Here is a 17,233-nt window from a genome sequence, read left to right as displayed (position 1 = left end):
CTACTCTCCTTTTACTGCTTTAACCGTTTTTAACGCTGCTTTTATATCATCATAAATAATATTTCCGACAACTACTGTATCAGCATGCTGCGCCATTTCCTTCGCCTGTTCAGCATTAGAAATACCGCCGCCATAATATAACTTAGCTTGTTTCAATTCTGCTTTCACATTTTTAACAAGTTCAACATCTCCATACGTACCGCTATATTCTAAATAAAATATCGGTAAACGTAATAGCTTGTCTGCTAAACGCGCGTATGCAATCACATCATCTTCTGTTACATCACACTTTGCATCTGTAAGCTGGGCTACTTTCGCTTCAGGATTTAAAACACAATATCCTTCCATAAAAATTTCGTCCCAATCCATAATATCCCCAAATTCTTTCAAAGCCTCATGATGAACGCCTGTTACCCATTCCACCTTTCGGCTATTTAAAACGCTTGGGATATAATAAAAATCGAATCCTGGTGTAATTGCTTCCACATCAGAAACCTCTAACACACAAGGAACTGCATATCTACGAATGCTAACTAGCATGTGTAGTACATTATCAATTGTCACCCCATCACTTCCGCCTACAATAACAGCATCTGTTCCAGACTCACAAATCATTTCTAAATGTTCGTCACTTAATTCCTTATTCGGATCAAGCTTAAATACATGTTTCCATCCGGAAATATCGTACATGAAAACACCCTTTCTTTTCTCAAGTTGTATATATTTCTGTTTAAAATAACAGTTTATTTTCATCATTATTGTTTTAACTTCATCTTAAATATTTGTTTAAAACGGAGAATTAAGTTTGGAATTACCTCTTCCATATTTTTTAAACTAGAGGATTTAATTTTGAAGTTCCTTTTATGCATTCTTTCATTATAACAAAAAAAGTTACTTACACACACGCACATTCCAACATCTTTTTCCACGTCAAATGTTGGATTACATATCCGAAAAATCAAAAGGGATACTAATAAAAGAAATAGTATTATCTATTTCAACTTTCATAAAAAGGAGTGTTTTTCTAATGAAGCAAAATATCGGTACAATAAATGCCCTAATTCGAATTACACTCGGACTTGTCCTCTTCGGTTGTAGTGCAACGAAACTCGTGCGCAAACCTTGGTGCACTTGGTCTAACATTTTGCTATGGATTGGTGCAATGAAAGTTGCAGAGGGAATTGTTCGTTTCTGCCCTATTGTTGAAATGTGGAAATTCGGAAAATACATGAATATGGGGGCATTTAAAATGCCTAGCATGGATTTTGCTAAAAAGGGACATACTAAAGAAGAAGCGAATCAAACCTCCAATCACGACAAACCACAGTCAAATGGAAGTTATGACGCTTCTGACAAAGAGATTGAGTCAGCGATTGAAGATATAATCCTGGCAAAACCGCTTTGAATCATTTGTCACGATGTAAGATGCTCTCAAAGGGACTTAGCTGCTGCAGTGGGCGGTTAAGTCTTCTTTATTTTACCACGAAACAGAACATACATTCTTATTTTAAGTATTTAAATATACATAATCAATAAAATTCAGAAAATTAGGTGTAAACCCCTTGCTTAAAATGATATAAAAGTGATATCATTTTTATATCAGGAGGCGATCATATGAAAGAAAAACAAGTATTTTACGTTAATGGTTTTCTTGGGATTATTGGAATTTTAATTTTAGCCGCTATCGGTGTATTTTTCCTTGTACAAGAAATTTTCATAGGAGCAGCATTAACTATTATTTTAGCTGCAGTTCTTGCTACAGGTATCGGGATTGTTCAGCCAAATCAAGCAAAAGTCATTACGTTTTTCGGTAATTATTTAGGAACAATTCGTCAAAACGGTTTATTTTTAACGATTCCGTTCGCGTTCCGTCAAACTGTATCGTTACGTGTTGAAAACTTTAATAGTAAAAAATTAAAAGTAAATGATGTCGACGGCAACCCAATTGAAATTGCAGCTGTTATCGTATATAAGGTTGTTGATTCTGCAAAAGCAATGTTCGGCGTTGAACATTATGATCGATTTGTAGAAATTCAAAGCGAAACGGCAATCCGCCACGTTGCAACGAAATATCCTTATGACAATTTTCAAGATGAAACTTGCATTACGTTACGTGGAAACACTGAAGAAATCTCTGAAGAATTAAAACGCGAGTTAGAAGCACGCCTTGAAATTGCTGGCGTAGAAGTATTAGAAACTCGTTTAACACATTTAGCTTACGCAACAGAAATTGCCCATGCAATGCTACAACGTCAACAAGCAAAAGCAGTATTAGCTGCTAGAAAAGAGATTGTTGAAGGTGCTGTGAAGATGGCAAAAGATTCAATCCATATGTTAGATGAAGAAGGCGTACTAGAACTCGATGACGAGCGTAAAGCAAATATGGTGAACAACTTATTAGTTGCCATCGTTTCAGACAAAGGTGCGCAACCAGTTATTAATACAGGAAGCCTATACTAAAAGGTTGCAAATCCTTATGGCTAAAAAGAAAAGCTTTCCATTACGTATTGATCCTGAATTACACGCAGTCATCGAAAAATGGGCGAATGATGAGTTTCGTAGCGTCAATGCACACATCGAATATTTACTTCGAGAAATGGCAAAGCAAAAAGGGAAATTAAAAAAGGATAAAGATGCATAAAAAATCCCGCTGAGGAATCAGCGGGATTTTTCACATATTAATTTCTCGTCATCTCATGCCCAATTGCACGATATCCTATATCACTTCGGTAAAATAGACCATCACTCTCAATTTTACCGATTTCTTTATATACTTTATCTTTTGCTTCTTGTAAACTATTCGCCTTACAAGCAACAAATAGTACACGGCCACCGTTTGTCACAAAGTCACCATGTTTCATTGCTGTACCCGCATGGAAAACAATTACATCTTGCAATGCATCTAGCCCTTTAATAATTTCACCTTTTTTATATGCTTCCGGGTATCCTTTCGAAGCAAGCACAACACCAATTACCGATTCCTCTGACCATTGTAACGTTAACTCACTTTCATCTAATACAGCGTTACATACATCCACTAAATCATTTTCTAAACGGGGTAATACAACTTCAGTTTCAGGATCGCCAAAACGTGCATTAAATTCAATTACCTTTGGACCATCATTTGTTAAAATAAGTCCCGCATATAAAATTCCTGTAAACGATCGATTTTCTTGGATCATCGCTTTAGCAGTTGGATGTAACACCGTTTCAATCGCCTCTTGAACTGCTGACTCCGAAATTTGTGGTACTGGAGAATATGCACCCATTCCGCCAGTATTTGGACCTTTATCACCATCAAAAGCTCGTTTATGATCTTGTGCAATTACCATCGGATGTACAGTTGTTCCATTCACAAATGCCATTAATGAAAATTCTTGTCCATCTAAAAACTCTTCAATAACAACTTTCTTACTCGCTTCCCCGAACTTTACATCTTGCAGCATTTCTTTCACAGCTTGTAATGCCTCTTCAAGTGTCATTGCTACCGTTACACCTTTACCAGCCGCTAAACCGTCTGCCTTAATAACAATTGGTGCACCAACCTTTTCAATGTACTTTACTGCTTCTTCATAGTCTGTAAAAGTTTCGTACGCTGCAGTTGGAATATTATATTTTTTCATAAGCTCTTTTGTAAAAGCTTTACTACCTTCAATAACAGCAGCCGCTTGATTCGGACCAAATACGCGAAGTCCCTCTTCTTTAAAACGATCAACAATTCCATTCATAAGTGGAATTTCTGGTCCAACGAAAGTTAACTCAACATGATTCTCTTTCGCAAATAAAACTAATGCATCAAAATCATTTTCATCAATATCAATTGGTGTTGCAACATCACGCATACCTTCATTACCTGGTGCTACATATACCTTTTCTACTTTTTCAGATTGTGCAAACTTCCAAGCTAAAGCATGCTCACGCCCACCGCGGCCAATTACTAAAACATTCATATTTCATCCCCCAATATTTAAATAAGTACAAACTAGAAGCTATGCTCCTAGTTTGTTTTTTCATATCAATCAAAGTTTAAAAAGGAAGGTTATCTTAACCGGACTTTTTAAACTTCCATATCAATCAAAGTTTAAAAAGGAGGATTAAGAGAACCGAGCAGGTCGAGGCGCATTTGCCAGGAGGACACGGAGTGTAGTTTTCCTACATGAGTACCGCACTGGCATTGCAACGACGACATGCGAAGGTGATCTTAACCGGACTTTTTAAATATCCTCTATTAGTGTTTGAAATGACGTACGCCAGTGAACACCATAGCAATCCCATATGTATCCGCCACTTTAATAGAATCTTCATCACGGATTGATCCGCCTGGTTGAATGATTGCTGTAATTCCTGCTTTTGCTGCTTCTTCTAATGTATCTGGCATTGGGAAGAAAGCATCAGATGCAAGCGCGCTACCTTGTGCTTTTTCACCAGCTTGTGTAATTGCGATTTTTGCAGAACCTACACGGTTCATCTGTCCCGCACCGACACCAATTGTCATATCATCTTTCGCTAAAACAATTGCATTTGACTTCACATGTTTTACAACTTTCCAAGCTAATTTTAAATCTTTCCATTCTTGCTCTGAAGGTTCACGTTTTGTTGGAATTGAAATTGTACTTTCATCTAATGATAACGTATCTTCCTCTTGAACGAGAAGGCCACCTTGTACAGAAGTTAGTTTTTTGCTCGCGCTTGTCGATTTTTCAATATTTACAGTTAGTAAACGTAAGTTTTTCTTACTTTGCAATACTTCCAAAGCTTCTTTTGAGAAAGAAGGTGCAATAATAATTTCTAAGAAAATTTCATGTAACTTTTCAGCTGTAGCTTTATCAATTTCACGATTCGCTGCAATAATGCCTCCAAAAATGGATACTGGATCCGCTTCATAAGCACGTGTGTATGCTTCATGAATATCCGTACCTACTCCAACACCACATGGATTCATATGTTTTACCGCTACTACTGCTGGTTCTGTAAATTCTTTCACGATGCTAAGCGCTGCGTCTGCATCATTAATATTGTTATACGATAATTCCTTACCGTGTAATTGTTCTGCGTATGCAACAGAAGAAGTTGCTGCGAATGGCGCTTTATAGAAAGTTGCTTTTTGATGTGGGTTCTCGCCATAACGTAAGTCTTGCTTTTTCTCAAATGTCACAGTTAATGTTTCAGGACTTTCTTCACCCATTTGCTCTGTTAAGTAATTAGAAATTAGTGCATCATATGCTGCTGTATGACGGAATACTTTTGCTGCTAGTTTACGTTTTGTTTCCTCTGCTACTTCACCGTTCTCTTTTAATTCAGCTAATACAACATCATAATCTACTGGATCTACAATTACAGATACGAATTTATGATTTTTCGCAGCAGAGCGAATCATTGTCGGGCCACCGATATCAATATTTTCAATTGCATCAGCAAATGTTACATCAGGCTTAGCGATTGTTTCTTTGAATGGGTATAAGTTAACGACAACAAAATCAATTGGCTCTATACCTAACTCATTCATTTGTGCTACATGCGTTTCATTATCACGAACTGCTAATAGACCACCATGAATATTTGGATGTAATGTTTTCACACGACCATCCATAATTTCTGGGAAACCAGTTACTTCAGAAATACCGATTACTTGTAAGCCGTTTTCTTCTAGTAATTTTTTCGTACCACCTGTTGATATAACTTCGATCCCTTGTTCTAGTAAACCTTTAACAAATTCTACTACTCCTGTTTTATCTGAAACACTTACTAATGCACGCTTTTTCATTTACCCTTCACCCCTGGTTGTATGTTAGTTAACAGTTGGTTCTTTCGTAGATTGAACAATTTGATTCACTGTATTTACGTATAATTTATGTTCAACTTGTTGAATTTTCTTTTGTAAGCTTTCTCTCGTATCCCCTTCAGAAACAACTACTGCTTCTTGTGCAATAATTGGCCCTGTATCCATACCTGCGTCTACATAATGAATCGTTACTCCAGTTACTTTCACACCTGCTTCTAACGCTTGACCAACAGCATCTTTCCCTGGAAAACTCGGTAATAGTGATGGATGAATATTAATAATCCTTCCGCCGTAAGCTTCTAGTAAAGTTGGTCCAATTAAACGCATATATCCAGCTAAAATAACATAATCAATTTCATACTCTTCTAGCTTCTTTAATATCTCTTTTTCAAACGCTTCTTTTGACTCATATGCTTTCGCTGAAAAAGCGAAACACGGGATATGATGATAATGTGCTCGCCCAACAGCGCGTGCTTCTGGTTTATCACATACTAATAAACTAATTTCTGCATCCAATCTTTTTTCTTCTACTGCATTAACGAGAGATTGAAAGTTAGATCCGCTTCCAGAAGCAAAAACTGCTAATCTACTCATAGCACTGTGCCTCCATTAAAAGTAACGCCAGCTCCTTGTACAGTGCGTCCAATAATACGAGCAGTTTCTCCTTGCTCTTCAAGAAGACGAACAACATCTTTTGCATCTTCTTCCTTCACCGCTACTACCATACCAATACCCATGTTAAAAATATTGAACATTTCTTTCTCTTCCAGCTTGCCAACTTCTTGAAGTAAACTAAAGATCGGCTGAATTTCCCAAGATCCTAATTCAATTTCTGCACCGATTTCTTCTGGTAACATACGTGGAATATTTTCAATGAATCCGCCACCTGTAATATGTGCCATACCGTATACTTCATATTTCTTCAATAGTTCTAAAATAGGTTTGACATAAATTTTCGTTGGTTTTAATAATTCTTCACCAAGAGGTAGCTCTAAGCGTCCGTAAATGCGATCTAAAGATAGCTCTCCATCTTCTAGTAATACTTTTCGTACTAAAGAATAACCGTTACTATGAATACCGCTAGATGCCAAGCCAATTAATACGTGACCAGCTTCAATTTTTTCACCTGTTACAATTTTCTTTTTATCAACGATCCCAACTGTAAAACCAGCTAAATCGTATTCTTCTGTAGAATACATTCCTGGCATTTCAGCTGTTTCTCCACCAATTAAAGCACAACCTGCTTGGCGACAGCCCTCTGATATACCTTTGACGATGTTTTCAATTTTACTAGGTTCAGCTTTACCACAAGCAATATAATCAAGGAAGAAAAGCGGCTCTGCTCCTTGGACAACAATATCATTTACACACATTGCTACTGCATCAATACCAATTGTGTCATGTTTATCTGCCATAAAAGCGAGCATCAATTTCGTTCCCACGCCATCTGTTCCAGATACTAATACAGGTTCTTCTAATGCAAATTTTGATAGATCAAACATACCTCCAAAACCGCCTAAACCGCCTAGTACTTCTTTTCTCATTGTTGTTTGTACGTGTTTTTTCATGCGAGATACCGCTTCATATCCAGCTTCAATATCTACTCCTGCTTGCTTATATGCATTCGCCATCGTTATTTACACCTCGTCTTTTAATTTCTCCCTATCCTGTGCGGGCCGTTTTAAGAAAGAAGCTAGCTTCTACATCAAAAGAAGTAGAAGCTTTTTTCTTCTTATTTCATACTTTCTAAAAGCTCTTGCTCATAATCATAAAGAGCTGTTGGATAATCTCCATTGAAGTACGCCATACAAAGGCCACCGTATTTCCCTTCATATGGACGTCCAATTGCATCTACTAATCCATCTTCACTTAAAAATGTTAATGAGTCTGCACCGATCATTTCACGAATTTCTTCTACCGTATGATTTGCTGCAATTAATTCTTTTCTCGTTTGAATATCAATGCCATAGAAACATGGATATTTCAAAGGTGGTGAAGCTATTCTTACGTGAACTTCTGTCGCTCCAGCCTCGCGAAGCATACGAACAATTCGTTTACTCGTTGTTCCTCGTACGATAGAATCATCAATCATAACAACTCGTTTCCCCTCAACCACACCTCTTACTGCTGAAAGCTTCATCTTAACCCCTTGCTCTCGCAGTTCCTGAGAAGGTTGAATAAACGTACGTCCAACGTAACGATTTTTAATTAATCCTAACTCATATGGAATGCCTGTCGCCTCCGCATAACCAATTGCTGCTGAAATGCTAGAGTCTGGTACACCAGTAACAACATCAGCTTCAATAGGAGCTTCTGCCGCCAGACGTTTCCCCATGTTTTTACGTGCTGCATGGACATTAACACCAGCGATATTTGAATCTGGGCGTGCGAAGTAAATGTATTCCATACTGCAAATTGCATGTTCTACATCATTTGTAAAACGATCTACGTGAATTCCATCATCATTAATGATAAGTAATTCACCCGGTTCTACATCACGAATGTATGTTGCACCTACTACATCAAAAGCACATGTTTCTGATGCTACAACGTAAGCATCTCCCATCTTTCCAATTGAAAGGGGACGGAATCCATTTGGATCTAGCGCAACAATCATTTCATTTCCAGTTAGTAAAAGATATGCAAACGCACCTTTCACTTTATTTAAAGCTTCTTTTACACTTTCAATTAACGAATCTTTCGTACTACGTTTAATAAGATGTAAAAGTACTTCTGTATCTGAACTTGTTTGAAAAATACTTCCCTCTGCCTCTAATTCACGACGAAGCATTTTGGCATTAATTAAATTCCCGTTATGAGCTAATGCCATACTATGATCAGAAAAACGGAATAGTAATGGTTGAACGTTAGCCACTTCACTTCCACCAGCCGTCGCGTATCGTACGTGTCCGATTGCTGATTTTCCGTTCAATCCTTCTAGCTCTCCTCTTGAAAACACTTCTGATATTAAGCCTAACCCCTTGTGACCGACGATTTTTTCTCCATTATTTACGACAATGCCTGCGCCTTCTTGTCCACGGTGCTGTAAACTGTGCAATCCGTAGTATGAAACTTGTGCCGCATTTTCATGCCCCCAAATTCCGAAAACGCCACATTCTTCGTTTAACCCCTTTATTTCAGCAAGCATGGGATTGCCCCTTTCCAAGCCTTTCTCATTTCATCTACATTTGCTGTAAGTAATACTTCATTTTCTTCATTATGAATTGTTACTTCATTTGTATTTGTTACTTCTCCAACTTGAATTGCTTCTACCGCTTTTTCGAACGCTTCTTTATTTTCACGTTTTACAGTTATTACGAAGCGGGATTGTGATTCCGCAAATAATGCCGCTGTTGCTTCCCCGTCTAATTTCACAGTAGCACCTAAGCCGTTAGCACCAATTGCACTTTCTGAAATTGCAACTGCTAAACCACCTTCAGCAACGTCATGTGCAGATTGAACAAGGCCAGCTTGAATGGCTGCTAATATTTGTTTTTGACGTTTTAATTCTACGTCTAGATCGATACTTGGTGATTGACCGAAAATTTTGCCGTGAAGCATTTTCTGTAATTCACTTCCACCAAACTCAGCTTTCGTCTCTCCGATAACATAAACTAAATCGCCAGCTTGCTTAAACTCTTGTGTTGTTACATGTTTTAAGTCATGTACTAGTCCGACCATCCCAACTGTCGGTGTTGGATATACCGCTTCACCACTACGTTCGTTATACATTGATACATTTCCGCCAATAACTGGTGTTTGTAATGTGCGACAAGCTTCACTCATACCATCTACTGATTTCTCAATTTGCCAGAAGATTTCTGGTTTTTCTGGGTTACCGAAGTTTAAGCAATCTGTAATTGCAAGTGGCTCCCCGCCAGAACATACGATATTACGTGCTGCCTCTGCTACTGCAATTTTACCGCCCACTTCTGGATCTAAATAAATGTAGCGAGAGTTACAATCTGTCGTCATTGCTAATCCTTTTTCTGTACCGCGTACACGTACAACTGCTGCATCTGAACCTGGTGTAACAACTGTGCTTGTGCGAACTTGATAATCATATTGATCATAAACCCACTCTTTACTTGCAATCGTCGGTTGTTGTAATAGAGCGAATAACGTTTCTTTATAGTTTTCTACTTTCGGCGTTTCCATTTTCATTTCTTGGAACTCAGCAAAATATGCTGCTTCTTGTGATGGTTTATGGTAAATTGGTGCTTCTTCTGCAAGAGCATCTGCTGGTACTTCAGCTACCATTTCACCTTTATGGAATAAACGAAGCATTTTGTCTTCCGTTACTTTCCCCATCGTAACGGCTGCAAGACCATACTTCTCAAATAAATCTACTATCTCTTGTTCTCTACCTTTTTTCACAACAATTAACATACGCTCTTGTGATTCAGATAGCATCATTTCATATGGTGTCATTCCTGTTTCACGCTGTGGTACATCATCTAAGTACATTTCAATACCCATGCCTGCTTTACTTGCCATTTCTGCAGAAGATGATGTTAAACCAGCTGCACCCATATCTTGAATTCCAACAAGTGCATCCGATTGAATAAGTTCTAAGCAAGCTTCGATAAGAAGTTTCTCCATAAATGGATCTCCTACTTGAACTGCTGGACGCTTCGCTTCTGAGCTTTCAGATAACTCTTCAGATGCGAATGTTGCACCGTGGATACCATCACGACCAGTTGATGCTCCTACGTACATTACTGTATTTCCAGCACCGTGCGCTTGCCCTTTTTTAATGTCCTCGTGGTTAATTAAGCCTACGCACATTGCATTTACAAGTGGATTTCCTTCATAACATGGATCAAACTGTACTTCGCCGCCAACCGTTGGAATACCGATACAGTTACCGTATCCTGCAATTCCTGCTACTACTTCTTCGAATAAGTATTTCACACGTGGTGATTGTAATTCTCCAAATCGAAGTGAGTTTAATAGAGCTACTGGACGTGCTCCCATAGAGAATACGTCACGAATAATACCGCCAACACCTGTTGCTGCTCCTTGATATGGCTCAATAGCAGAAGGGTGGTTATGACTTTCCATTTTAAATACAACCGCTTGATTATCACCGATGTCTACAATGCCAGCACCTTCCCCAGGCCCTTGCAAGACGCGCTCACCTGTTGTTGGGAATTTTCGAAGTACTGGTTTTGAATTTTTATAACTACAATGTTCAGACCACATAACAGAGAATAATCCTGTTTCTGTATAATTTGGCAGACGGCCTAAAATCTTTTCAACCATGGCAAACTCTTCGTCTGTTAGCCCCATTTCCGCATATATGCGCTCTTCTTTAATTTGTGTTGGATTTGGTTCAAGCATTAACGACATATGTTTCCCTCCACTGTTTTAAGATAGATTGAAAGACTTTTAACCCTTCAGCACCGCCAAGTAATTCATCTACAGCACGCTCTGGGTGTGGCATCATACCAAGTACATTTCCTTTTTCGTTTACAATACCAGCAATATCTGAAACGCTTCCGTTCGGGTTTTCTACGTAACGGAATGCGATTTGATTATTCTCTTCTAATTTTTTAAGAGTCTCTTCATCACAATAGTAATTCCCCTCACCATGTGCAATTGGAATATTGATTACTTCATCTTTTTCATATTGTGATGTAAACATCGTTTCATTATTTTCAACACGTAACTGAACTGTTCGACACATAAATTTTAAGTTTTCATTTCTCATTAATGCTCCTGGTAATAATCCTGATTCAACAAGAATCTGGAATCCATTACATACACCTAAAATTGGCTTTCCTTGCTCAGCAGCTTTTTGTACTGCTTTCATTGCATTTGCAAAGCGAGAAATAGCACCGCAGCGTAAGTAGTCACCGTAAGAGAAACCACCTGGTAGTAGAATTGCATCATATTCATCTAAATTCTCTGTATCGTGCCAAACGTAATCTACTTCTTCGCCAAGCTCATCTTTAATTGCATGGAACATATCGACATCACAGTTCGAACCTGGAAATACTATTACGGCAAATTTCACTGTGCGACAACCTCCTCAACTTCATAACGGAAGTCTTCCGTTACAACGTTTGCTAATAGTTTTTCACACATTTCCTTTACCTTACTATCTAAGTCAGTTACCGATTTATCAATTGTTAGTTCCATGTACTTTCCAATTCGAACATCTTGTACTTCTGTGAATGAAAGGCTATGAAGTGCTCCTTTTACTGCTGTTCCTTGTGGATCTAATACGCTTTCTCTTAATGTTACATATACCTTAACTTTATACATGTGAAATTCCCCCTAAACGTTTTAAAATCTCTTCATAAGCATCTGTTAAATTTCCAAGATCACGACGGAATACGTCTTTATCAAACTTCTCATTGCTCGTTTCATCCCATAAACGGCAAGTATCTGGTGAAATTTCATCTGCTAAAATGATTTCTCCTTCATCCGTTACACCAAACTCTAATTTGAAATCTACTAATCTTACACGACAGCTTGCGAAATGATCAATCAACACTTGATTGATTTGTAGAGCCATATCTCGTAATACGCTTACTTGCTCTGGCGATGCAACGTTTAATACACGAATATGATCTTCCGTTACAAGCGGATCTCCTAAATCATCATCTTTGAAGTAAAATTCTACGATTGGTTCTGCAAGTACAGTTCCCTCTTCCATTCCTAATCGTTTTGAAAGACTTCCTGCAATTACATTTCTTGTGACAACTTCTAAAGGAATAATACTCACTTTTTTAACAAGTTGTTCTGTTTCAGATAGCTTCTCAACAAAGTGTGTTTTAATTCCTACTTCTTGTAACTTTCTGAACAATAAAGTTGTAATCTCATTGTTCAAACGACCTTTTCCTGTAATCGTCTCTTTTTTCTCCCCATTGAAAGCAGTCGCACTATCTTTGTACTCTACCCAAACCATATCTGCTGATTCTGTACGATAAATTCTTTTTGCCTTACCTTCATACAGCAATTCTAGCTTTTGCATTTCGCAAGCCCCCTGTAGTTTGAAAAATGTGAATAATGTTTTTATAAAGAATGGCACAGAATGACTCTATTCTGTGCCATATGAAATTTTACGCTTCGTTTAATCCTAGGCGTTCAAAGATTGTATCAACGTGTTGCATATGATGCTCATAGTTGAAACATTCATTAATTTCTTCTTGTGTTAACTTGCTCGTAATACGCTCATCAGCTTCTACAAGCTCTTTAAATTGTACTTGTGTTTCCCAAGCTTCCATCGCTTTAGGTTGTACGATATCGTAAGCTTCTTCACGCACCATACCTTTATCGATTAATGTAAGCATTACGCGCTGAGAATAAATTAAGCCGTATGTTCTTGTCATATTGCGTTTCATATTCTCTGGGTATACAGTTAAGTTTTTAACGATATTACCAAAGCGATTTAGCATGTAATTTAACGCGATTGTAGCATCTGGTAAAATTACGCGTTCTGCTGAAGAATGAGAAATATCACGCTCATGCCATAATGGAACATTCTCATAAGCTGTCATCATATAACCGCGGATAACACGAGCTAAACCAGTCATATTTTCAGATCCAATTGGATTACGCTTATGCGGCATTGCAGAAGAACCTTTTTGACCTTTTGCGAAAGCTTCTTCAACTTCACGTGTTTCACTCTTTTGTAAACCACGAATCTCAACTGCCATCTTTTCAATAGATGTTGCGATTAATGCAAGTGTTGACATGTAATGAGCATGGCGATCACGTTGCAATGTTTGTGTTGAAATTGGTGCTGCTTCTAATCCTAAGTTTTCACAAACATACTTTTCTACGAATGGATCGATATTTGCATATGTACCAACCGCACCAGATAATTTACCAACACGAACTGTATTAGCAGCTTGTTTGAAACGCTCTACGTTACGTTTCATTTCTTCATACCAAAGACCAAGTTTTAAACCGAATGTTGTTGGTTCTGCATGAACACCGTGTGTTCTTCCCATCATGATCGTGTATTTATGCTCTTTTGCTTTATTAGCTAAAATACTTAAGAAGTTTTCTAAGTCTTTTAATATGATTTCATTCGCTTGTTTTAAGATGTAAGATAACGCTGTATCTACTACGTCTGTAGATGTTAAACCGTAATGAATCCATTTACGTTCCTCGCCTAATGCTGGTGTTTCTGATACAGCACGAGTGAATGCAACTACGTCATGACGTGTCTCTTTTTCAATTTCATAAATACGATCAATATCAAATGATGCATGCTCACGAATTTTCTTAACATCTTCTTTCGGAATATCGCCAAGCTCAGCCCATGCTTCACAAGCTAAAATCTCAACTTCTAACCACGCTTTAAATTTGTTCTCTTCCGTCCAAATTGCACCCATTTCTGGGCGTGTATAACGACTAATCATCTTTTTCCCTCCAACAGTTGTTCTTGATGGTCCCAAATATGCAAACTCTTCGCTTTTTCTAGAGCGACTTCAATATTATCATTTAAAATATTAACATGCCCCATTTTTCGCTGCGCTTTTGCTTCTTCTTTTCCATACAAGTGTAAATAGCACCCGGTTAATCTATTCACTTGTCTTAGGACCCCTTCTATATGTTCGCCTAAAATGTTTACCATGACAACTGGTTTTAACAAATTTGTTTCTCCAAGAGGTAAATTACAGATTGCTCGAATATGTTGACCGAATTGACTCGTTTCACATGCATCCTGTGTATAGTGTCCTGAATTGTGAGGTCTTGGTGCTAATTCATTAATGTAAATCTTACCATCAGCTGTAACAAACATCTCTACCGCTAGTGTTCCCACAAGTTCTAGTTCATCCGCAAGCACTTTTGCATAAGCAATAGCTTTTTGAGAAAGTTCTTCTGTAATGCGAGCCGGAACGATGGATTCATGCAAAATGTTATTTACATGAATATTTTCCGCTACCGGAAATACTTTCGTTTCACCACTTACACTACGAATGACAATAACTGATACTTCTTTTTCAAAAGGCACCCATTTCTCTAAAATACACTCTGCTGCATTCGCAAGCTCTCGCGCTGTATCAACGTCATCCTCACTTCTTAAAACAACTTGCCCTTTCCCATCATATCCGCCTGTCGTCGTTTTTAAGACGGAAGGATATGATAATTCAGCGATTGCTTCAGTAAGCTGATCTTGATTTTGAACTAATCTATACGTTGCTACTGGTAATCCTGCTTTCTCAATCGCATTCTTTTCTGTAAAACGATTTTGTGTTTTACTTAACAACTGACTGCCTTGCGGTAAGTAAGCATGTTTTTCAAGCCATTGTAAACATCTATAATCAATATTCTCAAATTCATATGTGACAACATCACTGATCTCCGCTAAATGCTGAATTGCTTTTAAATCGTCATATGATGCAACAATTTCAATATCAGCAACTTGTGCACATGGTGAGTTTTTTGTAGGATCTAAAACAGCAATTTTATATCCCATCTCCTTAGCTGCCAATGCCATCATTCTTCCTAGCTGGCCGCCTCCAATAATACCGATTGTTTTTCCAGGTAAAATGATTCTCGTCATACTAGCTCACTACCTTCGCGCACATCTTTTTCAATTGCTTCTCTTCTCAATTCTAATGCATCATATATGTCATCATGGAATGATCCAAGTATTTGTGCAGCAAGTAAACCAGCATTTGTTGAACCAGCCTTACCAATTGCAACAGTTGCAACTGGAACCCCTCCTGGCATTTGGACGATGGATAATAATGAATCTAAGCCGTTTAACGCTTTTGATTGAACTGGCACTCCGATGACAGGAAGATTCGTCTTCGCTGCAACCATTCCTGGTAAATGCGCTGCTCCACCAGCTCCAGCAATAATAACTTTCAATCCACGTTCACGAGCCGTCTCTGCATATTCAAACATATAATCCGGAGTCCGATGAGCGGATACAACTTTTTTCTCATACGGTATATTTAATTCATCTAAAATGTCACAAGCATATTTCATTGTTTCCCAGTCTGACGTGCTTCCCATTATGACTCCAACTAGTGATTTCATATTAGAATCCCCCCGATTCAAATAAAAAAAGCCTGAAATAGAACATTTTCTCTTTTACTATGAGAGAAAGCGCTCTACTCAGGCATACGTATCCCTTGTGAATAGAAAAATACCGAGTGACTTTCCCTCATAGTCTAACGAATAACGGTCGTTAGGTAGAGACTTGCAGGCCATATCCCCGCGATTATATGAGGTCTTATATATTATTCTTTCTATGGCTATATTAACAATATTTTATAAACAATGTCAACAAATAATCGAATGTTTTTTTATTACTAACCAATAACGTTCGTGTTTTAGTTATATTCAAAAGAATAATTGTAACTATATACAAGAAGGATAAGCAATTAGAATATATATTTCTAGAGATCTACCATACACAAAACGGTTTGTATATTAATTCTGTATGCTTTTATATAAAGTGAAACTTTAATCAACCCTCACCAATCGGGCTTTTACGGGCAGTAAGACCCCCACCTAGCTTCTTTGCTTCCGCTGAAATTTGAGGTGGGGGTCTTACTGCCCGTTAATGCGGAATAAAGCATATCGTTTCTATTCCTTTGTATCGCATTCATTACTGTAATGATTGAATACTTATTTTCATTCTTATATCATCCCGCTTTTCTTACTCTCATTATGTAAAATATATACTTGTAGTAAGAAATAACAGTTACCCTCAATAGCCTCATTTTCATTCTTTTCTCTCATTAAGATTACTAAATTTACGGATTATGTCATTTGATATATATAAATAAACACAAAAAAACCTAAGTCGAAACGACTTAGGTTTTTGCTTGGCGACGTCCTACTCTCACAGGGACAAGGTCCCAACTACCATCGGCGCTAGAGAGCTTAACTTCCGTGTTCGGTATGGGAACGGGTGTGACCTCTCTGCCATCATCACCAAACTATTGAAGGCATATTCCTTCAAAACTAGATAACATTGCTACATATTATATGGTTAAGTCCTCGATCTATTAGTATTCGTCAGCTCCACATGTCACCATGCTTCCACCTCGAACCTATCAACCTGATCATCTTTCAGGGATCTTACTAGCTTACGCTATGGGAAATCTCATCTTGAGGGGGGCTTCATGCTTAGATGCTTTCAGCACTTATCCCTTCCGCACATAGCTACCCAGCTATGCCCTTGGCAGAACAACTGGTACACCAGCGGTGCGTCCATCCCGGTCCTCTCGTACTAAGGACAGCTCCTCTCAAATTTCCTACGCCCACGACGGATAGGGACCGAACTGTCTCACGACGTTCTGAACCCAGCTCGCGTACCGCTTTAATGGGCGAACAGCCCAACCCTTGGGACCGACTACAGCCCCAGGATGCGATGAGCCGACATCGAGGTGCCAAACCTCCCCGTCGATGTGGACTCTTGGGGGAGATAAGCCTGTTATCCCCGGGGTAGCTTTTATCCGTTGAGCGATGGCC

The 17,233-nt window shown here is 38.3% G+C and carries 16 protein-coding genes, 2 rRNA genes and 1 riboswitch (1 of these 19 cut by a window edge); of the genes, 3 read left to right on the top strand and 15 right to left on the bottom strand.

The annotated features are described in order from the left end of the window. Complete coding sequence (locus tag NST14_RS01805) at positions 1-690, bottom strand: heptaprenylglyceryl phosphate synthase (RefSeq protein ID WP_000272089.1); 690 nt, start codon at positions 688-690, stop codon at positions 1-3. Between the two features lie 337 nt (positions 691-1,027). On the opposite strand from NST14_RS01805, the gene NST14_RS01800 reads away from it, so the two are divergent. From NST14_RS01800 to NST14_RS01790, 3 genes are all read left to right on the top strand, one after another. Continuing rightward, positions 1,028-1,405: a YgaP family membrane protein gene (locus NST14_RS01800; RefSeq protein ID WP_000812349.1), complete on the top strand. Its 378-nt coding sequence runs from the start codon at positions 1,028-1,030 to the stop codon at positions 1,403-1,405. A gap of 209 nt (positions 1,406-1,614) precedes the next feature. Further along, positions 1,615-2,460 (top strand): SPFH domain-containing protein, encoded by an 846-nt coding sequence (locus NST14_RS01795; protein WP_000660683.1) that lies wholly within the window; start codon positions 1,615-1,617, stop codon positions 2,458-2,460. Between the two features lie 16 nt (positions 2,461-2,476). After that, a complete protein-coding gene (locus NST14_RS01790; RefSeq protein ID WP_001085171.1) occupies positions 2,477-2,641 on the top strand; it encodes a toxin-antitoxin system HicB family antitoxin in 165 nt (54 codons plus the stop codon). A gap of 37 nt (positions 2,642-2,678) precedes the next feature. Here the strand turns inward: NST14_RS01790 and purD are convergent, their stop codons facing one another. The 14 genes from purD to NST14_RS01720 all read right to left on the bottom strand — a co-directional run. Beyond that, a complete protein-coding gene (gene purD, locus NST14_RS01785; protein ID WP_001101951.1) occupies positions 2,679-3,950 on the bottom strand; it encodes a phosphoribosylamine--glycine ligase in 1,272 nt (423 codons plus the stop codon). Between the two features lie 278 nt (positions 3,951-4,228). Beyond that, a complete protein-coding gene (gene purH, locus NST14_RS01780) occupies positions 4,229-5,764 on the bottom strand; it encodes a bifunctional phosphoribosylaminoimidazolecarboxamide formyltransferase/IMP cyclohydrolase (RefSeq protein ID WP_000745403.1) in 1,536 nt (511 codons plus the stop codon). 24 nt (positions 5,765-5,788) lie between these two features. Next, positions 5,789-6,376 carry a phosphoribosylglycinamide formyltransferase gene (gene purN / locus NST14_RS01775; RefSeq protein ID WP_000088580.1) on the bottom strand — a complete coding sequence of 196 codons (588 nt, stop codon included), beginning with the start codon at positions 6,374-6,376 and terminating at the stop codon, positions 5,789-5,791. Next, the gene (purM, locus tag NST14_RS01770; protein WP_074533160.1) at positions 6,373-7,413 is read right to left on the bottom strand and encodes a phosphoribosylformylglycinamidine cyclo-ligase; all 1,041 of its coding nucleotides are present in this window, start codon (positions 7,411-7,413) and stop codon (positions 6,373-6,375) included. Before purM ends, purN begins: the two co-directional genes overlap by 4 nt. Before the next feature lie 101 nt (positions 7,414-7,514). Next, positions 7,515-8,930, bottom strand: a complete 1,416-nt coding sequence (gene purF, locus NST14_RS01765) for an amidophosphoribosyltransferase (RefSeq protein WP_000879021.1) — start codon at positions 8,928-8,930, stop codon at positions 7,515-7,517. Beyond that, positions 8,915-11,134: a phosphoribosylformylglycinamidine synthase II gene (gene purL, locus NST14_RS01760; protein ID WP_000055582.1), complete on the bottom strand. Its 2,220-nt coding sequence runs from the start codon at positions 11,132-11,134 to the stop codon at positions 8,915-8,917. Before purL ends, purF begins: the two co-directional genes overlap by 16 nt. Further along, on the bottom strand, positions 11,118-11,801 hold the full coding sequence (gene purQ, locus NST14_RS01755) for a phosphoribosylformylglycinamidine synthase subunit PurQ (RefSeq protein WP_000666778.1): 684 nt from the start codon (positions 11,799-11,801) through the stop codon (positions 11,118-11,120). Before purQ ends, purL begins: the two co-directional genes overlap by 17 nt. Beyond that, a complete protein-coding gene (purS, locus tag NST14_RS01750) occupies positions 11,798-12,052 on the bottom strand; it encodes a phosphoribosylformylglycinamidine synthase subunit PurS (protein ID WP_229143072.1) in 255 nt (84 codons plus the stop codon). Before purS ends, purQ begins: the two co-directional genes overlap by 4 nt. Further along, positions 12,045-12,764 (bottom strand): phosphoribosylaminoimidazolesuccinocarboxamide synthase, encoded by a 720-nt coding sequence (gene purC, locus NST14_RS01745; protein WP_001170542.1) that lies wholly within the window; start codon positions 12,762-12,764, stop codon positions 12,045-12,047. Before purC ends, purS begins: the two co-directional genes overlap by 8 nt. 88 nt (positions 12,765-12,852) lie before the next feature. Next, complete coding sequence (gene purB, locus NST14_RS01740) at positions 12,853-14,160, bottom strand: adenylosuccinate lyase (RefSeq protein ID WP_000625676.1); 1,308 nt, start codon at positions 14,158-14,160, stop codon at positions 12,853-12,855. Further along, on the bottom strand, positions 14,157-15,308 hold the full coding sequence (gene purK, locus NST14_RS01735; protein WP_000196793.1) for a 5-(carboxyamino)imidazole ribonucleotide synthase: 1,152 nt from the start codon (positions 15,306-15,308) through the stop codon (positions 14,157-14,159). Before purK ends, purB begins: the two co-directional genes overlap by 4 nt. Beyond that, positions 15,305-15,790, bottom strand: coding sequence for a 5-(carboxyamino)imidazole ribonucleotide mutase (gene purE, locus NST14_RS01730; protein ID WP_000839371.1), 486 nt, complete (start codon positions 15,788-15,790; stop codon positions 15,305-15,307). The genes purK and purE overlap by 4 nt, the downstream gene beginning before the upstream one ends. A 110-nt stretch (positions 15,791-15,900) precedes the next feature. Next, positions 15,901-16,002, bottom strand: a riboswitch (purine riboswitch). A gap of 580 nt (positions 16,003-16,582) precedes the next feature. Then, a 5S ribosomal RNA gene (gene rrf / locus NST14_RS01725) occupies positions 16,583-16,698 on the bottom strand. 49 nt (positions 16,699-16,747) lie between these two features. Continuing rightward, a 23S ribosomal RNA gene (locus NST14_RS01720) occupies positions 16,748-17,233 on the bottom strand (it continues 2,437 nt past the right edge of the window).

This window comes from Bacillus sp. FSL W8-0519 (assembly GCF_038005585.1).
Lineage (GTDB): Bacteria > Bacillota > Bacilli > Bacillales > Bacillaceae_G > Bacillus_A > Bacillus_A paranthracis.
This window is presented reverse-complemented; position numbering and strand designations above follow the sequence as displayed.

Coding starts and splice junctions, on each gene's coding strand:
- NST14_RS01805 (WP_000272089.1), bottom strand. CDS start 690: ATGTACGATATTTCCGGATGGAAACATGTATTTAAGCTTGATCCGAAT.
- NST14_RS01800 (WP_000812349.1), top strand. CDS start 1,028: ATGAAGCAAAATATCGGTACAATAAATGCCCTAATTCGAATTACACTC.
- NST14_RS01795 (WP_000660683.1), top strand. CDS start 1,615: ATGAAAGAAAAACAAGTATTTTACGTTAATGGTTTTCTTGGGATTATT.
- NST14_RS01790 (WP_001085171.1), top strand. CDS start 2,477: ATGGCTAAAAAGAAAAGCTTTCCATTACGTATTGATCCTGAATTACAC.
- purD (WP_001101951.1), bottom strand. CDS start 3,950: ATGAATGTTTTAGTAATTGGCCGCGGTGGGCGTGAGCATGCTTTAGCT.
- purH (WP_000745403.1), bottom strand. CDS start 5,764: ATGAAAAAGCGTGCATTAGTAAGTGTTTCAGATAAAACAGGAGTAGTA.
- purN (WP_000088580.1), bottom strand. CDS start 6,376: ATGAGTAGATTAGCAGTTTTTGCTTCTGGAAGCGGATCTAACTTTCAA.
- purM (WP_074533160.1), bottom strand. CDS start 7,413: ATGGCGAATGCATATAAGCAAGCAGGAGTAGATATTGAAGCTGGATAT.
- purF (WP_000879021.1), bottom strand. CDS start 8,930: ATGCTTGCTGAAATAAAGGGGTTAAACGAAGAATGTGGCGTTTTCGGA.
- purL (WP_000055582.1), bottom strand. CDS start 11,134: ATGTCGTTAATGCTTGAACCAAATCCAACACAAATTAAAGAAGAGCGC.
- purS (WP_229143072.1), bottom strand. CDS start 12,052: ATGTATAAAGTTAAGGTATATGTAACATTAAGAGAAAGCGTATTAGAT.
- purC (WP_001170542.1), bottom strand. CDS start 12,764: ATGCAAAAGCTAGAATTGCTGTATGAAGGTAAGGCAAAAAGAATTTAT.
- purB (WP_000625676.1), bottom strand. CDS start 14,160: ATGATTAGTCGTTATACACGCCCAGAAATGGGTGCAATTTGGACGGAA.
- purK (WP_000196793.1), bottom strand. CDS start 15,308: ATGACGAGAATCATTTTACCTGGAAAAACAATCGGTATTATTGGAGGC.
- purE (WP_000839371.1), bottom strand. CDS start 15,790: ATGAAATCACTAGTTGGAGTCATAATGGGAAGCACGTCAGACTGGGAA.